Raw genomic sequence first — 24,425 nt, 5'->3', positions numbered from 1 at the left:
ATTAGTCACCTTTTCTTTGATTCAGTCGTAATTGTAATGTAGCTAAACGTTTGCCGAACGGCAAGAGATACCATTCCTTCTCTGCCATTATACGCGATTTCATAATAACGAGCAGGAAAACGGACGCTCCTAGTGTAACTGCCGTCAATGCAATAACCGTCGCCCCCATCCGGCTTGATAATCCGTCAAATAAAAAGCCGTCCGCTACGACCATCCACGGTAGCACTACTGCAACCATCAGCGCGGTTGCAGCCATGACCCAACCGTAAAACCTGCGAGGCGCAAGCTGGATGGGATGGACCTTTTTAAAATACAGTATGAGTCCTAGCGTAATGACTGCGAAACCGATATTACCCGCAATCGACGCCCCCTTGACGTCCCATAGAGGAACAAGCAATTGATTGGCAATCATTTTTACAACAAGTCCAGCCATCAGCAACAACGTCGGGATTTTCACTTTTCCTGCTCCTTGCAAAATAGCGGTAAGCGGTAAAATCAATGACAGCCAAAAAATTTGCAGCGAAAAAATAATAAGGGCAACAGATCCAGCGCGTGTTTCAAATAGCATTTCATTGACATAGGGCAACACAAGCGCCAGTCCTGCGGCTGCTGCCCAGCCAAACAAAAATGCCGTCCGAAACGTTAGGCGGATGAAAGGCAAAGCCCCCTGCCCTGCCCTTTTCGTTGAGTGATGTGCAATGAGCGGCACAATTGCCAAAGCCAGCGTTGAAGCAATGAGAATCCCCATTTGCACAAGTGGCTGCCCGCGGTCATAGACACCTTTCATCTCCATTGCTGCATCCTGCGCAAAACCATTTGTCAGCAAAATATTGTAAACAGTAAATGAATCGACGAGCTGAAACAATAGAAGGATGAGTGAACTGGCGCTGACACTCAAACTGACCACCGTCAATTCTTTAACGACGCCCCATGTATCCACCTTTTCCAAAGGTCCTTTAAATGTATTTCGAAAATAGAGTGCCAAAATAACAACGCCCGCAGTTTCTCCAACAACCGCACCCCACATCGCCACCTCGCCAGCTACGTATAGCGAAGCGCCCGTACGTACGGCAATCCATGTCCCAACCAAAATGACTACGACACGAAATGCTTGCTCACCAACTCCCGACACTGCAACAGGCACCATCCGACCTTCTGATTGAAACGACCCCTTCAACACCGCAAGCGCCGGCATAACTAACACAATATAAGCACCCGCACGCAATAAGGTCACAAGCTCTGGATCTCCCATAGCCCGTGCAAAAAACGGGGAAAAGACCGTCAACACCACAAAAAATGTTAGTGACAACACGAGTAAATAGCTAAACGCCACTCGCATCATAGCCTTCGCCTCACCACGACTCGCACTGCCTGCCAACAATTTCGACACCGCAACCGCAAAACCATACGACGTCCAAACAATAAAAATTCCGATAAACGGATACACCTGTTGGTAAATGTAAAATCCTTTATCGCCCACTAGATTTTGAAACGGCACCCGATACACCGCACCAAGCAACTTCACAACTATCGCCGATATCGTCAAGATCGACGCACCTTTCATGAACGTTTTCATATTCCAATCCGTAGAAGACATGCCCGACCCACTTTCTTTTATGTAAGGAAGATTATTTTAGCGAAAATCACACTAAAGTCTTATAGAAGATTATTTTAGCGCAGTTCACGCTAAAAAACCTTAATGAAGCTAGTATATCATTAGCTGCTCGTACAGATAGACACTAGCCATGATTCAATATATGAAAGTTGGGTCCGTCGGAGTATTCCCAATTCAATGATAACCGAGCCGAGATATAGTAGTATAGAATTACAAGATAGTAGAGAGGAAGTCATGACTGATGGAAATGGTTTGTTTGAACTCGAAAATAACCGTGCCACGTGTCGCATTAGAAGCCGTTGAACGACAACGGTTATTTGATTTACTACATAATGATTCGAAAAAATTGACGATTGTGCGCGCTCCGGCAGGCTATGGCAAAACAACATTACTAAGTCATTGGTTCAGTCAATTCGATGACTCGGTCGCATGGCTATCAATCGATACCGCCGATAATGACCCCATGCGTTTTTGGCGATACATCATACATACCGTAGCTGATGTGACTCAGCGTGACGTGAGTGAAACATTATTACCCCTTTTCAATTTGCAACCACAGTTGCCATTGGAGTTACTCGTTGATACCTTTTTAAACGAATTGGATACCATTCCAGGAACGGTTCAAATTGTGATGGACGACTATCATTTAATTGACAACGATACGATTCATGAAATGATGACTCGATTCATCGATTACTTACCGAATAATGTACATATGTATATGACCAGTCGAGCAGAATTACCACTCCCCATCACAAAATGGCGAGTGAAGTCATGGCTTTCCGAAATTGGTAAAGAACAATTGCGCTTTACCTATGAAGATATCAAGCGTTTCTATGAAAAGAAAAACTTGGACTATAAAGACGCAGATGTCTTGCGATATGTATTGAATCAGACAGAAGGATGGGCAGCAGGGATTCAATTGATCGGGCTAACAATCGACATGTCCAAACAAAATAATAGGATAGTCGATCTGCCTCATACAACTCATCCGTTTATTACCGAATTTTTATTGAACGAAATTCTAGCGATACTCCCGCTAGATATACAGGATTTTCTAGTCCGTACTTCACTCTTAAACCTACTCGATCCTGCAATATGCAATACATTGACGAATCGATCAGATAGTGATGCTGTTTTGCTAGAGCTTGAAAAAAAGGGGCTATTCATCGTCCGCTTACATTCGAGCCAACTTGTTTTTCGCTATCATCATATGTTTATGGATGCCTTGCAAATTGAATTGCAAAATCGCTATTCAAAGGACAAAATTGCCCTACTCTATAAAGAAACAGCCACGCTGTTGTACGAAAAAAGGGACGTGCATACGGCAATTGAACTTGCACTTGCAAATGGTTTCTATGAAATAGCAGATACGTGGATAGCCGCTCATATTGTCGAACTATTTGAATCCGGTCAAACGTCGACGTTTCTGCGTTGGGTACAGACCTTATTGAACAATAAATATGTTGTTCAACCCGAAACACTGGTCATGTCTGCGCTTATGTTAACCATCGCCCATAAGCTGACAGAAGCCAGACAACTCTTATCCGATTTGGAACAAAGACAAACGGAAAACCAATGGATGAATAAAGTGGAATATGAGAATATTGCACGGAGCTATAAGGCTGTAAAGGCATATGCACTCATCGCAAGTGGTGAGGATATTGAACAAGCAACGGAAATTATTCGCGAAAAATTGCATGGTGGGTTTGTCGACGCAAAATGGGACGCACTCTCCCTACAATATAATCGATTCGAGCCAAAGATTTTACATACAAGCATTGGATCTCGTGGCAAGCTGTGGTCCGATGAAAAGTCTCTTCCTTTTTTTGAATTATTACGCCAAAGTGAATTTAACAAGCAAAATATGACCGGATTTAGTTACGGATTGCGCGCAGAGACTTTATATGAAAGGAACCGTGTGGATGAGGCCTGGACGGAGCTAAAAGCAGCACTCAAGTATGGTCATACTTTTCAAGATCCCGGTTTACTAATTCCGATGTATCTCCTGCAAGCACGAATGTATATGACCAAAAAGCAATTTACCAATGCCTATACGTTACTAGATCACGCACTAGACAGTGTGAAAGAATCGCATTGGATAAGACCGTTATTCGCGATGAAAGCTTATGGTTTTTTAATAGAAGGAGATATTGCACTGGCAGAAGCAGCACTCTACAACACGACGAATGTCAATAATAGAAAGGCAGAGTCAGGACAAGCATTTTGGTTATTGGTACACATTCGTATTTTATTAGCCAAAAAGCTAGGTAAGGATGCATTGCTAGTCATTATTCAAGTAAAAGAAAAAGCGCTGCAAGAACAACAAATTTCGATCCTGATTGAAGCAACTGTACTGGAGGCGAGCTGTCAACTCATTTTGTCTGATGATAATGCGGCGCTTGAGGCACTGCATGAAGCGTTAGAATATGGTGCTCCTTATTATTATGTAAGGACTTTTCTCGATGAAATAACAATCATTTCGTTGTTTAAAAAATATGTAAAAGTACGCAAAAATGGTGTCAATGCTAGCTGGAATTCGGTACCCCTTTCATACATTGAACAGCTGTTAGCCCATCATCAGGATGATTACATAGGGAGTACAGAGATAGATGTCCTCACACCACGCGAACAAGATGTCCTAAAATTGCTAGCAAGCGGCGCAGCGAATATCGAAATTGCTAGTCAGCTAGCTCTTTCAGAGGGCACTGTACGCATTTATTTGTCGAGAATCTACAGTAAGCTGGGCGTCAATTCACGAACGCAAGCCGTCCTTTTAGCGAAAGAATGGGAAGAGTAGACGATCGCGAGTCAAAGGTCTTTATGACCACTACTAAAGCATTGCTAACATTCCTCAATATAGCATAAAACCACATCTCCTTTTATGATTAAAAGGAGATGTGGTTTTTGTTTTCCTGCTAATAGACAAGACATTCCCTGATAACTTATACTTTCTGATTTCTTTAAAAAAGGAGGAATTATAATGAAGAAAAAGTCTATTCACTTCATTGCATGGTTACTATTACTTTCGGTAATCATCTTATCCCACGGACAATTGGCTACCGCGAATGACAGTGACTATAATTGGAAAGTCAACGATGATGGAACAACGGTAACAATTACAGGGTATAACGGTTCGGACACAATTGTGGTGATTCCGGATAAGCTAGACGATAAGCTAGTGACCGGGATTGGGTATGCTGCATTCACTAGCAACGAACTCAAAAGCGTTATACTGCCGAATAATTTGACGAGTATTGGCGATTGGGCATTCCAAAACAACTACCTCACGAGCATTGCACTACCGGATAGTTTGACGAGCATTGGGAGTGGGGCATTCCATATCAACTACCTCACGAACATTGCACTACCGGACAGTTTGACGAGCATTAGGGGAAGCGCGTTCTCTAACAACCACCTCACGAGCATTGCACTACCAGACAGTTTGACGAGCATTGGGGATCGGGCATTCCAAAACAACCAGCTCACTAGCGTTTCACTGCCGGACACTTTGACGAGCATCGGGAATCAGGTATTCTCTGGTAACAAACTCACAAGTTTAATCCTGCCGAATAAATTGACGAGCATTGGGAGTTCTGCATTCCAATACAATATCCTCACAAGCGTTACAGTTCTATCTGACTCAACAATCATTGGTAATGAAGCATTTCACAATCAGGGTAATTCCACTACCACTACTATTTATAGTCACAATTCATCAACAGCTGAAAATTATGCCCATAACAATAATCATTCATTTAAGGCTTTTACCTATAAAATTATGTATGACGGAAACAACAATACAGGAGGCGATGTGCCTGTAGATAGTAATGAGTATGGGAGACAGACAGCGGTTACAGCGCTAGACAATACTGGTCAACTCGTAAAAACCGGATACACGTTTGATGGTTGGAATACCTTAGCCGATGGAACGGGAGATGATCATGCTGTAAATTCCACATTTCAAATGGGAGAAGCAGATGTCACGTTGTACGCGAAATGGACAGTCAACAGCCCTATCGTCACAGACACCGAAGCTCCAATATGGTCAGCTGACAGCGACCTGAGCATCACGGGTATCACCACAACAAGCGCTCAAATCACCTGGCCTCTGGCAACCGATAACACCGCCATCGCCAGTTATCGTATCTATGTAAACGGCGTTGAAAAGGTAGTGCTAGGCAATCATGAAAAATCCTACGTTGTGACAGGCTTAAACGATCGAACAACATACAATTTCACGGTTCAGGCCTATGATGTAGCTGGAAATGCCAGTATATCTTTAGGTAAAACGGCAACGACATTATCACCAGTCAATCAAGGCGGGGGCGGAAGTGATAACTCTAGTAGCGAACCTAGCTATGTTCCATCCAGCAACAACGATCTCCAAGAATTAAAAGTACTGCTAAACGAGCAGCTATTAACATTAACACCAGACGGTTCAGCCTTTACCCTAGAAACAAAAGCACCCGAAATAGAGCTATTCCCGACGAAGGCACATTCAGCTGCCAAGGTAACGCTCAACGGAAATACCTTAGTCGAAGGACAAAAAACACCGCTTCATGAAGGCATAAACATTTTTGATTTAACTATCGAAGCTGAAAATGGTACAAAAAAAACTTATACAATCATAATCGAGCACACACTAACAGAACCTGTATCACCCATCGAATTCAACGACATGGCAGGCCACTGGGCAGATGATTACATCCAACAAGCTGCTGTGCTCGGCATCCTAAAAGGTTACCGAGACGGCACATTCAAACCGAATCAACCATTAACACGCGTACAAGCCGTCTCCATCATCGTACGTGCACTCCATTTACAAAACGATGAAGCAGCACCATTCAAGGATATCGGCAACTACGCTAACGAAACACAGGCAGAAATCGCAGCTGCTTACCAATTTGGCATCATCAAGGGAAACAACGGCGATTTCAACCCGTCCAACCAAATCACACGCGCACAAATCGCCTTAATGATCCAACGCGCGTATGAATACAAAACCGGAACAAAATACGATGCAGACAAAGCTCCCTACTCTGACTTCGGAAACTATAACGCAGAAACAATTAACGCCATTTCGATGCTTCATGAACTGGGCATCGCAACAGGATCTGAAGGCAAATTCAATCCAGACAATCAAACAACTCGCGCACAAGCCGCAAAAATGTTTGTAAACTTACTCAACAGCTTAGAATAAAGTATTAAACAAAACGCAACCCGGAACTCCATTACAGAAATTCTGGGTTACGTTTTATTTATGAATTATGCGAGCAACACATCAAAAGGAACATAAACGAATTGCGTTGATGATTGAAAGTTCCTACGCACTTAAAACAGGTGTGAAGTACAAAGTAGTCAAAAAAGCGCCGTACTCCACATCGGAAACTACAATGCAGAAACAGGCAATGTCATCTCCATGCTATACGAACAAGGCATCACAATTGGAGAAGCTAGAAAATTCATGCCAAACAATCCAAATCGGTTTCATGGAAAAACGACAAGAAACTAAATAAGCCAAATAAAAATGGTCTGGCATTCTTTCACGAGAATGCCAGACCATTTTTATTTGGTTTAACTCTGTAATTATTTCGGACTGAAAGTGAACCTTCAGCTACAGCAGTCTCCCTACTTTCATTAAAGCAGGAAATAAGCTCCGTTTTATTCGATGAAATGTATCTTTCCAACTGGCAATAAAATTTTAATCTACTAAATAATTTTGCATCAATCTTACTGTGTAGGTATTATAAAGGTTATAGGCAACTGTCTGAACTATACATATATTGCATAAATGGATGATAAAACGACAAAGTGAAGGAGGAGAAGAAACTTGCAAACGCTTTGGCTACATTCAAAAACAACTGCACCAAGCCCTTCATTGATGGTAATTGAAAGAGCGAGGTTAAAACAACCTAGACATTCATCTAAAATTACGATTGTACGGGCACCCGCAGGTTACGGTAAAACGACGCTACTGAGTCAATGGTTTAGCCAACTTGAAGAACCCGTCGCATGGCTGTCAATAGACACCATAGATAATGATCCAATCCGCTTTTGGAAATATCTCATACATACTTTATCGAATGCACTTGCTAATGGGATGGACTCGAGACTGCTTTCTCTATTCAATGAGCAATCACCCTTCGAACTGTTAATAGACTCCTTTTTAAATGAAATCGGGTCAATTCAAAGCACGATACATATCGTCATGGATGATTATCACTTAATCGAAAATCCAGAAATTCATGAGACGTTGACCCGATTTATCGACTATTTACCCAGTAATGCACGGGTCTATATGACAAGTCGGACCGAGTTACCCCTTCCGATTGTTAAGTGGCGAGTCAAATCATGGTTGACGGAAATCGGTGTAGAGCAGTTACGCTTCACTTATGATGAGTTGGAAGATTTCTATACAAAGCAAGGATTTAGCTATGAATCGCTTCAACATGTATTGAACAAGACGGAAGGCTGGGCGGCAGGTATTCAATTGGCAGGGCTTTCGGGGAACACATCTAGAATGAGTGAATGGGAAGTCGATTTACTGGCTAGTGCTCAACCTTTCATAACGCAATTTTTATTACAGGAGATTCTGATATCGCTTTCACTAGCTACACAAGACTTTCTTATTCGTACTTCAATAGTGGATCAGCTTGAACCTGTAATTTGTGATGCTCTTACAGCACGTACAGATAGTGAGCATGTCCTGTTAGAACTTGAAAAAAGCGGATTATTCATTGTTCGTTTACATACAAGTGAACCCGTTTTCCGCTATCATCATTTGTTTGCAGATGCTTTGCAAATTGAACTGAAGAACCGCTATTCACAAAAACAAATTTTGTTGATTTATCAGAAAGCGTCAAATCTATTGTATGACACGGGGGATTTTACATCTGCGATTGAGCTGGCATTGTTAGGTCAATTGTATGAACAAGCAGACGAATGGATGACTGTCCATCTCGTGGAACTTTTTACATCAGGGCAAACCACGACCTGCATGCGTTGGGTACAACAATTAAAGAAAAACCAGTATCCGGTAAATGTGGAAACGCTGATTATGAACGTCATTACTTTGGCAACTACCCATGAATTAGAAAAGGCGACCCAACTCATTACAGAATTGGAACAAAGGCATGAGCTTGATCAATGGATGGATCACTTGGATAACCAGGGCATGGTGAGTATTTTGGAATCTATGAAAGCCTTTGTCCTCTTTGCAAATGGCGGAGATCTTGGGCAAGTAATCGAAATTATGCTGAAACAACTCTCGAAAGGTCCTGCGAGATCAACAAGATGGGATGACATTCCCATGCAATATAATCGGTTTGAACCTACCCTCTTACGTACAAATATTGGCGTAAGAGGTAAGCTTCTGCTAAAAGAAACAGCCGTTCCTTTAAAGCTACTATTTAGTGAGGGGGAATTTGAAAAACAAAATATGACGGGATTTGGGATTGGCGTATCGGCGGAGAACTTATATGAGGGAAATCATATCGATGCGGCACTTAGAGAATTGGAAAGCGCCCTACAGTATGGGCATCATTTTAAAGACCCAGGATTATTCATCCCCATGTATATACTCAAAGGACGTATCTATGCTGCTAAAAAACAGTTTGTAGAAGCACATGCCCTGCTCGACTATGCGATGGAAACAACAGACAACTTGCACTGGATTGGCTCACTACACACCATGAAAGCCCATTGCTTTTTGCAAGAAGGTCATATTGTACAAGCCGAACAACAGCTTTACAAATCGACGAGTTTGAACAATCCTAAAGCTGAATCAGGGCAGGAATTTTGGTTGCTTGTACAGGCTCGTATTTTATTGGCAAAGGAGCAGTCAAAGGAAGCATTACAGATTGTGATTCGCGTAAAAGAAAAAGCACTTCAGGAAAGACAAATTTCAACAATCGTAGAAGCCACGGTGCTTGAAGCGATTTGTCAAATGAAGGTATCGCATGAAGAGGTTGCATTGACAACCTTGCATGAGGCTTTGGAACAAGGTGCCCCTTACGGTTACATCAGAACATTTCTAGATGAAGTAGCTATCATTCCTTTATTGAAAAAACATATCAAGATACGTAAAAACCGAACAAGCTCTCATTGTTATTCTGTACCACTCGCATACGTCGAACAATTAATAGAGGCTAGTCCTGAGGATACTCAGCTAGATACAGTAATGGACACACTTACCCCACGTGAACAGGATGTGCTACGCTTATTGACAAGCGGGGTTTCAAATAATGATATTGCCAATCAATTATCACTATCCACAGGGACCGTGCGTATCTATTTATCGAGAATATATAGCAAACTCGATGTCAATTCGCGAATGCAAGCTGTGTTACTGGTAAAAGATTTGGAGAACTAAAAAAGAGGTGCCTATAGATGCAAAAACATATTTTGCTAGTTGAAGACGATGAGTCAATCCGCGAGATGGTCGAGAAGTATTTACAAATGGAAGGCTTCAGCATTACAACTGCCTCGAACGGTGAAGAGGCCGTACAGAAATGTTTGGATACTTCGTTTGATTTGATGATTTTAGATATTATGATGCCGAAGCTGGATGGTTTGGAAGTGTTAAAGATTATTCGTGAAAAAAGTGCACTTCCGATTTTAATTATGTCTGCTAAAGATAGTGATATTGATAAAGCAGTAGGACTTGGATTAGGCGCAGATGATTATATTGCCAAGCCATTTTCAATGCTAGAGCTTTCGGCACGCGTGAAAGCTGCAATTAGACGAGCGACGACATATTCAAGTCAGGTAGAGGCAAAGCAGGATATGTTAGTGATTGGTGGCCTAACCATCGACATTATGAATTTTTCCGTTATGAAAAAACAACAAGCTGTGAAACTTACTTCAAAGGAATTCGCCATATTGAAGTTGTTTGCAACCAATCGTCAGCGAGTCTTTACCAAGCAGCAAATCTATCAACTCATTTGGAATGATGAGTATTATGGCGATGAAAACATTATAAATGTCCATATGAGTCGGCTCCGAGAAAAAATTGAAGATGACCCATCCAATCCCCAATATATTAAAACGCTGTGGGGCATTGGCTATAAGTTAGAGGATTATTAATATGGTACTACTTCTTTCAATCATTATACTTTTATTAATCGTTATTATTTACTTCCAATATAGAGAGAAAAAGTCGCATAATACTACTCTTCATTATACGTACAAAACATTACAGTCCATCATCGCTGATAACACAAGTGAAAAGGTTTTAGCCGTGACGACCAATCAAGAATTACGACTATTATTCAATGCGATTAATGGGCTGTTGGATCATAACCAAAAGATTATGGCTACACATCGTAAAATAGAAAACTCGACAAAGAAGATGCTGGCGAATGTATCGCATGATATAAAAACACCCTTAACTGTTGTCCTTGGCTATATCGAAATACTCCAACTCGATACCACAATCAATGAAGAAGAACGGCAACAATTACTCTCCGATGTCCATTCAAAAACACTGGAAGTCCTTCAACTCATTCACCAATTTTTTGACTTGGCAAAATTAGAAGCTGGCGATACTGATTATCCCATCACGAAAATAAATGTGAATGAAATCTGCCGAAAAAATATTTTATCTTTCTATAATCTTATTACGTCAATGGGGGTTGACATTGACATCGATATCCCTGAAACAGCAGTTTTTGCACTCGGAAATGAAGGAGCATTGGATCGAATTATGAATAACTTACTGTCGAATGCCATTACATATGGGGCAGAGGGCAATGTGATTGGACTAGCTGTTAGACATGACGATACGAACATTTATGTCGATGTATGGGACCGCGGGAAGGGCATTGATGAATACCATATCGATCGTGTCTTTGAAAGAATGTACACCCTTGAAGACTCTAGAAATAAATCGTTTCAAGGCAGCGGACTCGGACTGACGATAACAAAGCGATTAGTCGAAATTTTAGGCGGCACGATTCACCTATCGAGTATCCCATATGAAAAAACAATCTTCACCGTTTCATTGAGAAAAATAACCTATTAACCAAACCCTTTGAACTTAAGAATTTCGTAAGAAACGGGTAAGAAAAAAGAGAGTTTCACCTCTTATACTAAAAGTAGTCACAGATCGGGGGGAATTCATATGACGTATCTTATACAAACCAATCGGCTCACAAAAGTATATGAGGGGAAAGAAGTTATTTCCGAAGTGAGTATGCATGTGAAAAAAGGAGAAATTTATGGGTTTTTAGGTCCCAATGGTGCAGGGAAAACAACCATCATGAAAATGATGACCAATCTTATAAAACCTACAAGCGGCAGCATCGAAATTTTTGGCGAAACATTAACACATAATTCATATGATGTGTTGAAAAGGATGGGAACAATCATTGAGTATCCCATTTTCTATGATGATTTAACTGCGAAGGAAATTTTGGATCTTCATTGTGAATACATGGGGTACTACGATAAAGGGGAAATCGATCACGTACTTGATTTAGTCAAATTGATCAATACGGATGGCAAGCCAGTAAAAGATTTTTCACTCGGGATGAAACAACGATTAGGCATCGCACGCGCAATTATCACAAAACCGGAGTTACTGATTCTTGACGAGCCGATTAATGGCTTAGATCCAATTGGCATCAAGGAAATTCGCGAATTATTCAAGATGCTATGCAAAGAATATGGCATAACGATTATTATTTCCAGCCATATTTTAGCGGAAATCGAGCAAATTGCCGATACAATTGGCATCATTCATAACGGCAGGTTAATTAAGGAGCTCTCGATGAATACTATTAATCTTAACCAAACAGATTACATTGAATTGATTGTTGATGATGGAAAAAAGGCAGCCTTTATTTTAGAAAACAAATTATCCATCACTAATTTTAAACTAATAGACGACCATTGTATTCGTATATATGATTCGGCAGTTTCTCAAAAGGTGATTTCAAAAGCTTTAATTGAGCAGGAGATTGAGATTGAAACGATTAACAAGGAAACAAGTTCGTTAGAGGATTACTTCTTAAAGTTAATTAACGGGGGTGCTATGAATGCTTAATTTAATGCGATTAGAAATGAAAAAATTTAAATTAGGGGCCTCTATAAAAGGAGCAATCATTACCAATTTCATCATAGCGGCTTTGGTGGTAGCCGTACTATTCATCTCGAAAGCTGAAGGCGAGCCCGCTTTCCAAAGTTATCCGGAAGCTCTAGGTATTATCGACTCAATCATAAGGGCAACCTTTATTATTTTTGCCTCGACATTAATTTCTAAACTAATCATTGGGGAATTTAAAAACAAGACAATCACCACGTTATTTCTATACCCTATTAATCGCAAGAAACTGATTGCTGCAAAGTTAGCCATTGTAGTCCTGTTTACCTTCTGTTCAATTATCGTCTCTAATATATTTATAACAGCAGTGTGTGCTTTCACGACCAACTATTTTAATTTAATACCCGATGCATTAACAGTATCCATGATTGCACAGCACACTCCTGCTGTTTTTATGAACGCAATCGCCGCTTCAGGTATGTGCCTTATACCACTATACTTTGGCATGAAAAAGTACTCCGTACCTACGACGATTATTTCTTCCATTCTTATCGTAATGATTGTTTCTTCAAATTCTGATGGCTTTTCGTTAAATAATATTATTGTGATTCCGATATCACTTGCAGTAATCGGAATTAGTGTTGCCTACTTTGCAATCCGAAATATTGAAAAGCTCGATTTGAGCTACTGAAAACGATTCTATTGAAAAGAGTTGCTTAGTTGCAGCTCTTTTTTTATTTCTTATAATCAAAATAAGTTTAGTTTGGCAAAGTTTAGGGAATATCATAGTATAACCAGTTAAATTGAAAATACTACTTATAAAAAACTAATGGAGGGGTAATTATGGTCAAAAAAGTTCCTAGAAAACATATTCTTTCACAACAAATCAAGCTAAAACAACAAGATATGTATGCCAAGGCTAATCTTTTTGGCTTTACCCATCCGATTGTCGTTGCTTGTAGTCAAGAACTCGATCAACTGCTGAATGAATATCAAGGGCTCCGCTCCGCCTAAATAAGCACTAAAACACCGGAACTGATTTGACACTTACAATCAGTTCTTTTTTGTTGCACTAAAACTGTAATATTGTGTTCATCCTCCGTTCACCTTGCTCCCCCATACTCTAGTTATCAACAACAAACGGAGGCGTAAAGATGAATATTGCATGGAAAGAAATTAGCAAGAACAAAATAAAATTTACGATTTTAGGTTCCATAATTTTTCTAGTGAGCTTTTTAACATTTATCATTTCCGGATTATCCAACGGGCTATCCCAAGATAATGCGGCGTTAATAAAAGATCTGCCTGACGGTCAGTTTTATATGAATGCTGATGCAAATGAAAAATACGGTCTATCAAGAATTGGTGAGGACATACAAGCTACCTTATTAAAAGAGCACCCAAATGCAACCGCTATGTCGATTCAAATGGGCTTTGTCAACGATGCGGACGACAAACAGAATAGCGTAGCCTTCGTCACATCAACTGATTCGAAGTTATTTCCAACAGTTGCTCCAGGAGAAATCATCCTCGATCGTTCATTAGAAGCGAACGGCATTAGGGTCGGAGATGTCCTAACGAACAATCAGTTTAGCGGCGAATTCATAGTAAAGGGTTTTGTCGACCAACAGAAATATAGCCATGCTCCCGTTGCTTTTATTAGCATGGTAAACTATCAAGAAATTTACCGTGTCCTTGAAATGCAATTAGTGTTCGTTCCAGGGCAAGATAAAGCGCAGGACATTGCGTCCTTACAAGCTTTTTCAAATAAAGAATTTCTCAATACGATTCCAAGTTATAGCGCGGAACAACTATCACTCAATATGATTATTTGGTTCTTAGTCGCCATTAGCGGCATGTTATTCGCGATATTCTTCTATATGATGAACGTCCAAAAGATTGGCTTGTACGGCATCTTAAAAGCACTTGGCGTAAAAACAAGCCGCTTGTTCGGTATGATGTGGCACCAAATGATTGTCATCACCGTCATTGCACTCGGACTATCCGTTGCTTTAAGCCAAGGCTTTGCATTCATCGCACCTGATGGAATGCCTTTCAGTCTAACACTTGCGACAACTATTCAACTGTCTATCCTATTCTTAGTCATCGGATTCATAGGCGCAACACTTTCCGGCCTGCAAATTAAAAAAGTAGAACCACTACAAGCTATCCAACAAGGAGAGGTATAAGATGACGATTTTCACAATTGATGAAGTTACCAAATCATTTACCAACGGCGAAGTCGAAGAACAAGTATTAAAAGGCATTAATCTTGCCTTGCAACAAGGAGAAATTACCGCATTAGTCGGCGCTTCGGGATCTGGAAAAAGTACCATTCTGACGATTGCCGCAGGATTGCAACAGGCATCAAACGGCCAAATACTATTTGAAGGACAAAATATGACCGACATGAGCCAGGAGCAAATTCGCAAAATTAGAGCGAGCGAGTTCGGTTTTGTCTTTCAATCCTCCCATCTCGTCCCTTTTCTGACAGTGGAAGAGCAACTGTTGTTAATGTTGGACGTATCAGAAGTAAAAATGAACAAACATGTTCAAAAAGACGAAATCAAAAAAGTACTTACATTAGTTGATATGTATCATCGAAAAGATGCCTACCCTGCCTCATTATCCGGTGGAGAAAAGCAGCGGGTCGCCATTGCCCGTGCGATTATCCACAAACCAAAGATGCTATTTGCGGATGAACCAACAGCGAGTCTGGATTCGAAAAGATCAAAAGACGTTATGGAATTGATTCGAGAATTGACGAAGACATTGAATATCACAACGTTAATGGTGACGCATGATGAGGAAATGCTGCCGTATGCAGATCGGGTGATTACGATTAAGGATGGGTTGATTGTGTAAACCAAATGAGGGAGAGTACACGTAAAACGTTATGATGCGGTTCCACTAACTTACTTACTACTTTTATAAGTTGCGTACGAATGGTCTGAATTCCGAGTGGAAACTACTATAGATTTTGCTGAATTCTCAAGTAAGGGTTATAACCTTTCTCCCATGTAGCTGCATCTACTGAATGGAACTTGTGCAGTATTGTACTTCATTTTGTTTTACAAACTCGTCCATGCCGAGCACACAAAAATGATTGACTGAAGTGGTTTCAAGTCACTTCAATCGATCTTTTTTTCATGTATAGGTTTATTGTACAAAGAATTAAAGTACTACAAATCTGGAGTAGTTGGAGGTTTTTAGTTGGACTTAATAATTAACATGGTGCTATTATACCGGCCTATCCTTTAAAGACATGACACAGCTTCAAATTTTCAATAAAGGAACTTTGGAAAAAACCTACTTGTAAGGGAATATAAAAGGCATGACTTAATAATTGAAACGGAATATAGTAAATGTTCAAAAAATACTAGTATACAAGTATGCTAGTGTGGTAGTATATAAAAAAAGAGGAGGGAAAATATTGTTACATGAAAAAAATAACCGTGTAAGAAGCTATTCTACTCGTGATCATGTATATGAAACACTAAGGGAAAATATTATTAAATTAAAATTTAAGCCAGGTCAAAATGTGTCTGAAAAAGAAATATCCGAAATGCTAAGTGTCAGTCGAACTCCTGTCCGAGAAGCGTTCGTAAAGTTGGTTCAGGAAGAATTATTAGAGGTTTATCCACAAAAAGGTACATTTATTTCTTTAATCGATTTGGAATATGTAGAGGAAATTAGGTTTATCCGTGAGCTTCTAGAAAGAGCTGCTGTAAAACTAGCCGCTGAGAATTCTGGTGATGTAGACCTTGTTTCTTTGAGGGAAAATTTACAAAGACAACGCTATTGTGTGGAAGAGAAAAATTATACTAAGTTATTTGAGCTAGATGAGGAATTTCATTACATTATTACGTTAGGTTCTGGGAAGCCAAGAATTTGGTCTGTACTTCAAAACTTTAACGCACATTTAAATCGTATAAGGGTGCTTAGTTTAGCTGCAAACTATAATTGGGAACAGATTCTTTCGCAACATACAAAGATTGTAGATGCCATCGAATCCCAGAATCCTGATCTTGCTGATGAAGCGATGGGAGAACATCTTCGAAAATTACGCTTTGAGTTAAGTTCGTTAAAAGAAGAATATCCAACTTATTTTAAATAATAAGTTCCAAATTAAATGTAAGCGCTTTATTTAAACTAAATTACAAGGGGGAGAAAGAATGAGTGTGAAAAAAAGGTTATTTTTATTGACTGTATTATCTGTAATGATGCTGCTAGCGGCCTGTGGGGGAAGTTCAGAGGCAGAGGGTTCAACTGATGCAAAAACAAGTGGTGAGAGCGGCACTGGCAAAGTTTATACGCTAAAGATAAATACAGCACTTGCACAAACAGATCCAATTTATCAAGGATTAGAAGCATTTAAAGCTAGTGTAGCGGAGAAAACGAATGATGAAGTAGTTATTGAAATCTTCGGTAATGGCTCATTAGGAGACGATAGCGATGTGTTAGAGCAAGCAAAGGTTGGAGCTAATGTTGCGGTAATCGTAGATGCAGGACGTCTAGCTGAAATGGTACCGGAAATTGGAATTCTTTCCGCTCCTTATATTGTAGATAACTATGATGAGGCTAACAAAGTTACACAATCTGATTTATTTAAAGGCTGGGAAGAAAAGCTTGCAGTAGAGCATAATTTACAGGTCCTTTCCTTCAATTGGTATCAAGGTGATCGTCATTTATTAACAAACAAAAAGATAGAAAAACCTGCAGATTTAAAAGGATTAAAATTACGTACACCAGGGGCGACTGTTTGGACAGAGACGATTTCTGCAATGGGAGCAAGTCCCGCGGGCATGGCATTTTCGGAGGTTTATCCAGGTATTCAGCAAGGGGTAATTGATGGAACGGAAGCACAGCATCCCGCAACATTTGGTGCCAACTTACATGAAGTAGTTAAATATATTACAAAAACAGGTCATTTCCAACTGGTTACTGGAATAGTTGCAGGCGCTGACTGGATGGCAGAATTGCCACAAGAATATCAGGATATCGTTTATGAAGAAGCGCAAAAAAATGGAGAATTAGCTTCGCAAAATACGATAGATTTGTTAGCCGACTTTGAACAAAAAATGATTGATGCTGGTATTGAAGTACATGAAGTAGACATAGAACCATTTAAAAAGGCAACAGAAACAGTTTACGAGAAGTTAGATGGCTATCAAGCTTTAAGAGATCAAGTGAACGACATTCTAGGGAAAAAGTGAGTGATGTTGTCATGATAAAGCGAATTGGACAATTATACATTAGCTTTGAAAATTTCATAACTAATTTATTACTCATAGCCATTGTATTCTTTGTTTTTACTTCTGCAGTCATGAGGTGGGCCGGGGTGCCCCTCTCATGGTCAGTGGAATTTGCACAACTTCTGTTTGTTTGGGTAATATTCTTAGGCGCCAATAGAACCTTACGAGAAAACAAGCATATTGAAGTTGATTTTTTCGTTAAAATGATGCCAAAAAGGGTAAAATCCATTATCGATATAGTGATGAATATACTGGTCATTGCATTTTTATTATTTTTAACAAAGTATGGGATTCAATTAAGTATAGAAAACTCTGTGCGACAAATTAGCAACCTTCCATTAAGTTATTCTTTTATAACGATGGCTGTACCTATCGGAAGCATACTTATGGTTCTAACAACAATCATCAAGTTAAAAGAAAAATTTACAAAGTTCATGTCACGAAGTGAGCTCATAGGGGGGAAATAGATGTTAGTTGTTGCAATTGTTTTTTTTGTTTTGTTATTTTTGAATATGCCAGTTGCATTTGCCATTGGGATTGGTAGTTTAATGTACTTTTTAGTAGGTTCTGATTTACCAATTGAAATAACTACCCAGCGAATGGTGGCAGGGACTCAATCTTTTCCATTACTAGCCGTTCCATTTTTTATACTTGCGGGTAATTTGATGAATGCATCTGGTATTACCGATAGACTTATCCGTTTTTCTAATGCATTAACAGGTCATTTAAAAGGAAGTCTTGCCCATGTCTCGATTGTATTAAGTACTGTTATGGGTGGGGTTTCTGGCTCAGCAAATGCAGATGCTGCCATGCAAAGTCGTATTTTAGGTCAAAAAATGATTGATCGTGGCTATTCTGGTGGGTACTCTGCAGCCGTAATTGCGATCAGTTCTTTAATAACTGCCACTATACCTCCTAGTATTGGATTGATACTTTATGGATATGTGGGGCAAGTCTCCATTGGGCGACTGTTTTTGGCAGGAATAATACCAGGTATTTTAATGATGGTAGTATTAATGGTTATCTCATATATTATTGCAAATAAGCGTGGGTACGATAGTAATGTTGTTCAGAAAAGAGCAACCTTTAAAGAAATAATGATTGCCACAAGAGAGAGTGTATGGGCATTAATGTTCCCAGTTATCTTAGTCGTAGGAATTCGATTTGGGATTTTCACTGCATCAGAAGCTGGAGCTTTTGCCGTTGTGTATGCCATCGTTATTGGTTTCTTTGTTTATCGAGAGTTGAATTGGAAAAATTTCAAAGAAGCTGTTTCACAATCTATTACAGATAATGCTTCTATTTTATTGATCATTTCCGTCTCTTCGATTTTAGGTTTCTTAATTACGTATGATCGTCTCCCTCAAAACGCAGCCGATTTCTTAATTGGTATTACATCAAGCGCTAATCTGATGATTATCTTGATATTAGCATTCTTAGTAATTGCCGGGATGTTCATAGAATCAACAGTCTTGGTTTTATTGTTAACACCAATATTCCTTCCGATTGTTCAAACGGTAGGTGTAGATCCAGTGCATTTTGGGATTCTAATGATGACTATTGTAACATTTGGTGGGATGACACCTCCAGTAGGTGTCACGATGTATACGACTACCTCTTTAATGAAGGTTCCTGTAGAGGAGTATGTAAAGGAATCCATTCCATTTATCTTAGGAGTGTTTGCTTTAGTCCTATTACTAACTTTTGTTCCAGCTATCGTGATGTTCTTGCCTGATTTGTTAATGTGAGTAAAAAAGTATTTTTAGAGAAATGGGGTATTGAAGGTTTTCATTTGAAGATAAGGTGGTTTGGGTTACTGGAAGTAGTACGGGCATTGGTCGATCTATCGCAACCAGGTTTGCAGAATTCGGAGCAAAAGTAGTAGTGCATGGTAACTGATTCACTTAGCTTTTTGTCTTATACTCGTCATGAATATTTTAGAAGGGTCTTATGTGATGTCGTTGATGACTGGGTAGAGAATGGAAAATACACAGTAGACTTTGATTTATTAGGTAAAATAATTCAAGATATCTGCTTCCACAATGTACAGAATTACTTGTCGATAGAATTATAAGGAATGTAAGGTGATAGAAATGGAAATGGTATTTAGATGGTTTGGAGAAGAAAATGATCATATACCACTTGCACATATTCAACAAATACCTGGCGTTAAAGGGGTAGTATGGTCACTGCATAATAAAGTTGCTGGTGAGAAATGGTCTACTGATGATATAAAGGAACTACAACAACAGGTAGACCCGTATAATCTCCACATTGAAGTAGTGGAAAGCGTCAATATTCACGAAGATATCAAGCTTGGATTACCTACGCGAGATAAATATATTGAGAATTATATAGAAACCATTCAAGAGCTTTCTAAAGTTGGGGTCAAAGTAATTTGTTATAATTTCATGCCAGTTTTTGACTGGATTCGAACAGATTTGTTTAAAGAATTACCGGATGGTTCAACTGCATTGTTTTATGAAAAGCAGCTTATAGAAGGAAACGACCCATCTGAACTTGTAGAACGTGTGATGAAAGACGAGAACTTTACACTTCCCGGTTGGGAACCAGAGAGAATGGAGCAATTGAGTGAAATATTAGAAGCCTATAAAAAAGTGGATGAAGAAATGCTATGGGATAATTTGAAGTACTTTCTAGAAGCAGTGATTCCTGTTGCAGAAAAGTATAATATTAAACTAGCTATTCACCCCGATGATCCACCATGGCCAGTTTTTGGACTACCTCGAATTGTCATTAATGCGGAAAACCTTGGAAGAGTTTTAGAGTTAGTAGATAGTCCTTCAAATGGTCTAACTTTTTGTAGTGGATCGTTAGGTGCAAATCCTGCAAATGATTTACCAGCAATCATTCGTAGATACGCAGATAAGATTCATTTTGCTCATGTAAGAAATTTAAAACGATTTGATAATGGTGATTTTATCGAAACATCTCATAAAATGTCCGATGGCTCGGTTGATATGTTTGGAATTATGAAGGCCTTCCATGAGGTTGGTTACACAGGTTATATTCGACCTGACCATGGTCGTCACATTTGGGATGAAGTATGTCGTCCAGGTTATGGTTTGTATGATCGTGCACTCGGAATTATGTATTTATGGGGAATATGGGATTCATTAGAACAAACTAAATGAGGTGAAGAAAATGTTAGAGATTAAAGAACATCTCGCTGGTAAAGTAGCTGTAATTACAGGTGGAAGTGGAGTTCTATGTAGTGCCATGGCACGTGAACTAGGACGCCAAGGTGTAAAGGTAGCGATATTAAATCGTACACTTGAAAATGGTCAGATGGTTGCAGATGATATTAACAAAATAGGTGGAGAAGCTATCGCTATTGCTTGTGATGTATTGAGTAAAGAGTCCGTTGAGCAAGCGAGAGAAAAGGTAGTAGAAGTCTTTGGCACCTGCGATATATTATTAAATGGAGCAGGCGGTAATCATCCAATGGGGATTACAACTAATGAAACATTTAATAAAGAAGATTTTCAAGATTCATCTATTCAAACTTTTTTTGATCTAACGAAAGAAGGATTTGGATTCGTTTTTGATTTGAATATTATGGGGACATTATTACCGACACAAGTATTTGCTAAAGATATGGTGGAAAAGGAGCATGCAACGGTTATTAATATGTCATCAATGAGTGCACCGTCCCCGATGACAAAGGTACCTGCTTATAGTGCTGCAAAAGCAGGGATAGAAAATTTAACTAAATGGTTGGCAGTTCATTTTGCCGATGTAGGGCTACGCGTAAATGCAATTGCCCCAGGCTTCTTTTTAACAGAGCAAAACAAAAAACTATTGACACATGAAGATGGTTCTTTAACAGAACGTTCGAATAAAATCATTACTCATACACCTATGCGTCGTTTTGGAAAACCTGAAGACTTATTGGGAACAATGTTATGGTTGGTGGATGATCAAATGTCTGGTTTTGTTACCGGTGTCACAATACCAGTTGATGGTGGTTTTATGGCCTATTCAGGCGTTTAAAGGGGTGAAAGACATGGATGTAGTGACAATTGGTGAGTCGATGGTGTTGTTTACCCCTGACTCTATAAGTTCTTTAACTTTTGCCTCCAAGTTTGACAAGACAATTGGCGGAGCAGAATCGAATGTAGCAATTGCCCTAGCTCGACTTGGACATCAGGTCGGTTGGATTTCTAATTTAGGGCATGATGATTTTGGAATCTACATCAGAAATATGATACGTGGAGAAGGAGTAGATACTTCCCAAGTTAAATTTCTAGAAGATTACCCTACTGCCGTATTTTTTAAAGAACGAAAAATGGTTGGAGAGCCACAGGTCTTTTATTACCGAAAAAATTCAGCGGCTTCCCAAATGACTCCAAAGGACATAGATGAAAGTTATATAGCAAAAGCAAAATATCTACATATAACAGGTATTACTCCAGCATTGAGTCCTACCTGTTTAGATACAGTTATGCATAGTATTAAGCTTGCGAAAAAACATGGATTAACCATCATATTCGACCCTAATATTCGATTAAAACTTTGGAGTAAGGAAGAAGCAACACCAGTTTTACGCGATATTGCTAATAAGTGTGACATTGTTTTGCCTGGTATAGACGAAGGAGAGTTACTGACAGGAAAAATAGAACCCGAGGCAATGGCACGTGAATTTTTACAACATGATACATCTGTTGTCATTGTAAAGTTAGGTAAAAAGGGTGCATACTACGCAACAGTGGAGGAGTCCGGATATGTAGAAGGCATTCAGCTTGAACAGGTAGTAGATCCAATAGGAGCAGGCGACGGATTTGCCGCTGGATTTATATCTGGATTGATTAGTGGTATCCCTATTTCCGAAGCAGTTCATCGAGCCAATACAGTTGCATCCTATGCTTTAACTGTTCCTGGGGATGCAGAAGGCTATCCTTATTCACATCAAATTGACCCTAATTATAAAGAAGTCCAAAGGTAATGGAAGGAATTGATAATTAATGATAATAGACATTTTAAAGCAGCACCCCATTATTCCAGTACTACGGAAGATACCTTATGAGAAAAGTCAATCCATTATTCAAGCACTTTACGATGGCGGTATTCGAGCAGTTGAAGTCACTATGGAATCTGAAGGGGCAGTTAGTATCATTGAAGAAACATTGGAACTTTTTCCAAAGGATTTACTTGTTGGGGCAGGTACTGTTTTATCCAAAGAGGATTGTCAACGAGCAATTGATGCAGGAGCGCAGTTCATTGTCTCTCCAGTACTAGATGAAGCAGTTATGCAATACGCTATAGAACGAAATGTTCCATTTATTCCAGGTGCTTTCACCCCGAGTGAAATGGTAAAAGCACATAATGGAGGAGCCGCAATGATTAAACTCTTCCCTGCATCTGTTCTTGGCCCATCCTTTATAAAGGATGTAAAAGGACCTCTTAGTCATATCGATATTATGACGACAGGTGGAATTACAATGGAAACGGCCAAGACCTATTTAGATGCCGGGGCTAAAGTAGTTGGTGCTGGCAGCGCACTTATACGAAAGGATTTGGTAGACAGTAACGATTGGGCAAGTTTAACCGCGGAAGCGATCTCTTGGGTGACCCTGGGCGGAAGGTAACTATATTGACATTGTAGGAAATTCTATTATAAACGAACAACTTGTTTCCTGTATAAAGATCTTCCGAATATCGATAAATGTCCGTATTGTCCATGAAATGCAATTGAGCTTCGTACTGGAGCATTATAAAGTACAAGACACTTCGTCCCTACAAGCATTTCTCAATAAGCCCTCTGGCAGCGAATTGCCATTGAATATTTCGGTATTGATGGTGATGATGAGGAAATGTTGCCGTGTGCAGATTGGGTGATTACGATGAAGAATGGATTGTGTAATCCAAATTAGGGAGAGTCCACGTAAGCCGTTATAATACGGTTGGCGTGGACTGTTTTTCTTTAATTGTAAACTTGGAAGCACCAAATTATCTCTTCTACATAATAATTCAACTAGTTGTATATTCGTTAAAGGGAGGTCCTATGAAAATAACATTCGCAAAAACAACCGATGCACCAATCATCCACGACTTAATGATCCAAGCATTTATGGAATATGAAAATGAAGTGCCACCCTCAAGCGCTTTGGAAGAAACCGTACAATCGGTATTGACTGCTCTAGATGATGGCGAACAGGCAATCATTTGCTCTATAGATGATGAGCCGGTGGGAATGGTTCGTTTTCGCGTTAAAGAAGACTATGTTTATTTTTATCGATTGGCCGTTATTCCGATAAAGCAGGGGCAAGGGATTGCAAAGAAGCTACTGAATTCATTGGAGATGTATGCAATTGAACAAGAAAAACCAATGATCCAATGCAAGGTTCGTATGGCTGTCCCTAAAAATATAGCGCTCTATCATTCGTTAGGATATCGGATTTTTGAGGAGGAAATTGTATATAAACTGAATGGTTTTGCTTTGAATGTGGTCGCTATGGTGAAGCAGGTCTAGCTTATTCATCAGTACTTT

General features: G+C 39.6%; 21 protein-coding genes and 1 pseudogene. 21 read left to right on the top strand and 1 reads right to left on the bottom strand.

The features are described from left to right. Position 1 precedes the first annotated feature (1 nt). A complete protein-coding gene (locus tag MKZ10_RS02925) occupies positions 2–1,597 on the bottom strand; it encodes a polysaccharide biosynthesis protein (RefSeq protein WP_342507731.1) in 1,596 nt (531 codons plus the stop codon). 259 nt (positions 1,598–1,856) lie between these two features. Here MKZ10_RS02925 and MKZ10_RS02920 point away from each other — a divergent pair, with 259 nt between their 5' ends. From MKZ10_RS02920 to MKZ10_RS02820, 21 genes and pseudogenes are all read left to right on the top strand, one after another. After that, positions 1,857–4,415, top strand: coding sequence for a LuxR C-terminal-related transcriptional regulator (locus MKZ10_RS02920; RefSeq protein ID WP_342507728.1), 2,559 nt, complete (start codon positions 1,857–1,859; stop codon positions 4,413–4,415). Positions 4,416–4,598: 183 nt separating this feature from the next. Then, positions 4,599–6,818, top strand: a complete 2,220-nt coding sequence (locus MKZ10_RS02915; RefSeq protein ID WP_342507726.1) for a leucine-rich repeat protein — start codon at positions 4,599–4,601, stop codon at positions 6,816–6,818. 630 nt (positions 6,819–7,448) lie between these two features. Then, complete coding sequence (locus MKZ10_RS02910) at positions 7,449–9,989, top strand: LuxR C-terminal-related transcriptional regulator (RefSeq protein ID WP_342507724.1); 2,541 nt, start codon at positions 7,449–7,451, stop codon at positions 9,987–9,989. Between the two features lie 17 nt (positions 9,990–10,006). Continuing rightward, on the top strand, positions 10,007–10,702 hold the full coding sequence (locus tag MKZ10_RS02905) for a response regulator transcription factor (RefSeq protein ID WP_342507722.1): 696 nt from the start codon (positions 10,007–10,009) through the stop codon (positions 10,700–10,702). A gap of 1 nt (position 10,703) precedes the next feature. Further along, positions 10,704–11,639 (top strand): ATP-binding protein, encoded by a 936-nt coding sequence (locus tag MKZ10_RS02900; RefSeq protein ID WP_342507720.1) that lies wholly within the window; start codon positions 10,704–10,706, stop codon positions 11,637–11,639. Between the two features lie 99 nt (positions 11,640–11,738). Then, on the top strand, positions 11,739–12,662 hold the full coding sequence (locus MKZ10_RS02895) for an ABC transporter ATP-binding protein (protein WP_342507719.1): 924 nt from the start codon (positions 11,739–11,741) through the stop codon (positions 12,660–12,662). Then, positions 12,655–13,350, top strand: coding sequence for an ABC transporter permease (locus MKZ10_RS02890; protein WP_342507717.1), 696 nt, complete (start codon positions 12,655–12,657; stop codon positions 13,348–13,350). The genes MKZ10_RS02895 and MKZ10_RS02890 overlap by 8 nt, the downstream gene beginning before the upstream one ends. Before the next feature lie 152 nt (positions 13,351–13,502). Next, complete coding sequence (locus MKZ10_RS02885; RefSeq protein WP_342507715.1) at positions 13,503–13,673, top strand: aspartyl-phosphate phosphatase Spo0E family protein; 171 nt, start codon at positions 13,503–13,505, stop codon at positions 13,671–13,673. Positions 13,674–13,813: 140 nt separating this feature from the next. After that, entirely contained in the window at positions 13,814–14,848 is a 1,035-nt protein-coding gene (locus MKZ10_RS02880) for an ABC transporter permease (RefSeq protein WP_342507713.1), read from the top strand. A gap of 1 nt (position 14,849) precedes the next feature. Then, positions 14,850–15,524, top strand: coding sequence for an ABC transporter ATP-binding protein (locus MKZ10_RS02875; protein ID WP_342507710.1), 675 nt, complete (start codon positions 14,850–14,852; stop codon positions 15,522–15,524). 568 nt (positions 15,525–16,092) lie between these two features. Next, positions 16,093–16,776, top strand: coding sequence for a GntR family transcriptional regulator (locus MKZ10_RS02870; protein WP_342507708.1), 684 nt, complete (start codon positions 16,093–16,095; stop codon positions 16,774–16,776). Positions 16,777–16,834: 58 nt separating this feature from the next. After that, positions 16,835–17,875, top strand: a complete 1,041-nt coding sequence (locus MKZ10_RS02865; RefSeq protein WP_342507706.1) for a C4-dicarboxylate TRAP transporter substrate-binding protein — start codon at positions 16,835–16,837, stop codon at positions 17,873–17,875. A gap of 11 nt (positions 17,876–17,886) precedes the next feature. Continuing rightward, complete coding sequence (locus tag MKZ10_RS02860; RefSeq protein WP_342507704.1) at positions 17,887–18,381, top strand: TRAP transporter small permease; 495 nt, start codon at positions 17,887–17,889, stop codon at positions 18,379–18,381. Further along, positions 18,382–19,662, top strand: a complete 1,281-nt coding sequence (locus MKZ10_RS02855; RefSeq protein ID WP_342507702.1) for a TRAP transporter large permease — start codon at positions 18,382–18,384, stop codon at positions 19,660–19,662. It begins immediately after the preceding gene. 55 nt (positions 19,663–19,717) lie between these two features. Beyond that, a pseudogene (locus tag MKZ10_RS02850) lies at positions 19,718–19,804 on the top strand (oxidoreductase); the annotation flags it as partial. After that, positions 19,803–19,988 carry a glucuronate isomerase gene (locus MKZ10_RS02845; protein WP_342507701.1) on the top strand — a complete coding sequence of 62 codons (186 nt, stop codon included), beginning with the start codon at positions 19,803–19,805 and terminating at the stop codon, positions 19,986–19,988. The pseudogene MKZ10_RS02850 and the gene MKZ10_RS02845, both read left to right, overlap by 2 nt. A 19-nt stretch (positions 19,989–20,007) precedes the next feature. Then, the gene (uxuA, locus tag MKZ10_RS02840; protein ID WP_342507699.1) at positions 20,008–21,069 is read left to right on the top strand and encodes a mannonate dehydratase; all 1,062 of its coding nucleotides are present in this window, start codon (positions 20,008–20,010) and stop codon (positions 21,067–21,069) included. 10 nt (positions 21,070–21,079) lie between these two features. Then, on the top strand, positions 21,080–21,928 hold the full coding sequence (locus MKZ10_RS02835) for an SDR family oxidoreductase (RefSeq protein WP_342507697.1): 849 nt from the start codon (positions 21,080–21,082) through the stop codon (positions 21,926–21,928). 13 nt (positions 21,929–21,941) lie between these two features. Next, on the top strand, positions 21,942–22,880 hold the full coding sequence (locus tag MKZ10_RS02830) for a sugar kinase (protein WP_342507695.1): 939 nt from the start codon (positions 21,942–21,944) through the stop codon (positions 22,878–22,880). Positions 22,881–22,899: 19 nt separating this feature from the next. After that, positions 22,900–23,523, top strand: coding sequence for a bifunctional 4-hydroxy-2-oxoglutarate aldolase/2-dehydro-3-deoxy-phosphogluconate aldolase (locus MKZ10_RS02825; protein WP_342507693.1), 624 nt, complete (start codon positions 22,900–22,902; stop codon positions 23,521–23,523). Positions 23,524–23,939: 416 nt separating this feature from the next. Next, complete coding sequence (locus MKZ10_RS02820) at positions 23,940–24,407, top strand: GNAT family N-acetyltransferase (protein ID WP_342507691.1); 468 nt, start codon at positions 23,940–23,942, stop codon at positions 24,405–24,407. Positions 24,408–24,425: the final 18 nt, after the last annotated feature.

The sequence above is a fragment of the Sporosarcina sp. FSL K6-2383 genome (assembly GCF_038618305.1).
In the GTDB taxonomy this organism is placed as follows: domain Bacteria; phylum Bacillota; class Bacilli; order Bacillales_A; family Planococcaceae; genus Sporosarcina.
The sequence above is the reverse complement of the archived record's forward strand: the minus strand, read 5'-3'. Positions and strand labels throughout refer to the sequence as shown.

Coding starts and splice junctions, on each gene's coding strand:
- MKZ10_RS02900 (WP_342507720.1), top strand. CDS start 10,704: ATGGTACTACTTCTTTCAATCATTATACTTTTATTAATCGTTATTATT.
- MKZ10_RS02825 (WP_342507693.1), top strand. CDS start 22,900: ATGATAATAGACATTTTAAAGCAGCACCCCATTATTCCAGTACTACGG.
- MKZ10_RS02835 (WP_342507697.1), top strand. CDS start 21,080: ATGTTAGAGATTAAAGAACATCTCGCTGGTAAAGTAGCTGTAATTACA.
- MKZ10_RS02865 (WP_342507706.1), top strand. CDS start 16,835: ATGAGTGTGAAAAAAAGGTTATTTTTATTGACTGTATTATCTGTAATG.
- MKZ10_RS02820 (WP_342507691.1), top strand. CDS start 23,940: ATGAAAATAACATTCGCAAAAACAACCGATGCACCAATCATCCACGAC.
- MKZ10_RS02905 (WP_342507722.1), top strand. CDS start 10,007: ATGCAAAAACATATTTTGCTAGTTGAAGACGATGAGTCAATCCGCGAG.
- uxuA (WP_342507699.1), top strand. CDS start 20,008: ATGGAAATGGTATTTAGATGGTTTGGAGAAGAAAATGATCATATACCA.
- MKZ10_RS02915 (WP_342507726.1), top strand. CDS start 4,599: ATGAAGAAAAAGTCTATTCACTTCATTGCATGGTTACTATTACTTTCG.
- MKZ10_RS02845 (WP_342507701.1), top strand. CDS start 19,803: ATGGTAACTGATTCACTTAGCTTTTTGTCTTATACTCGTCATGAATAT.
- MKZ10_RS02830 (WP_342507695.1), top strand. CDS start 21,942: ATGGATGTAGTGACAATTGGTGAGTCGATGGTGTTGTTTACCCCTGAC.
- MKZ10_RS02875 (WP_342507710.1), top strand. CDS start 14,850: ATGACGATTTTCACAATTGATGAAGTTACCAAATCATTTACCAACGGC.
- MKZ10_RS02860 (WP_342507704.1), top strand. CDS start 17,887: ATGATAAAGCGAATTGGACAATTATACATTAGCTTTGAAAATTTCATA.
- MKZ10_RS02920 (WP_342507728.1), top strand. CDS start 1,857: ATGGAAATGGTTTGTTTGAACTCGAAAATAACCGTGCCACGTGTCGCA.
- MKZ10_RS02885 (WP_342507715.1), top strand. CDS start 13,503: ATGGTCAAAAAAGTTCCTAGAAAACATATTCTTTCACAACAAATCAAG.
- MKZ10_RS02855 (WP_342507702.1), top strand. CDS start 18,382: ATGTTAGTTGTTGCAATTGTTTTTTTTGTTTTGTTATTTTTGAATATG.
- MKZ10_RS02925 (WP_342507731.1), bottom strand. CDS start 1,597: ATGTCTTCTACGGATTGGAATATGAAAACGTTCATGAAAGGTGCGTCG.
- MKZ10_RS02890 (WP_342507717.1), top strand. CDS start 12,655: ATGCTTAATTTAATGCGATTAGAAATGAAAAAATTTAAATTAGGGGCC.
- MKZ10_RS02880 (WP_342507713.1), top strand. CDS start 13,814: ATGAATATTGCATGGAAAGAAATTAGCAAGAACAAAATAAAATTTACG.
- MKZ10_RS02895 (WP_342507719.1), top strand. CDS start 11,739: ATGACGTATCTTATACAAACCAATCGGCTCACAAAAGTATATGAGGGG.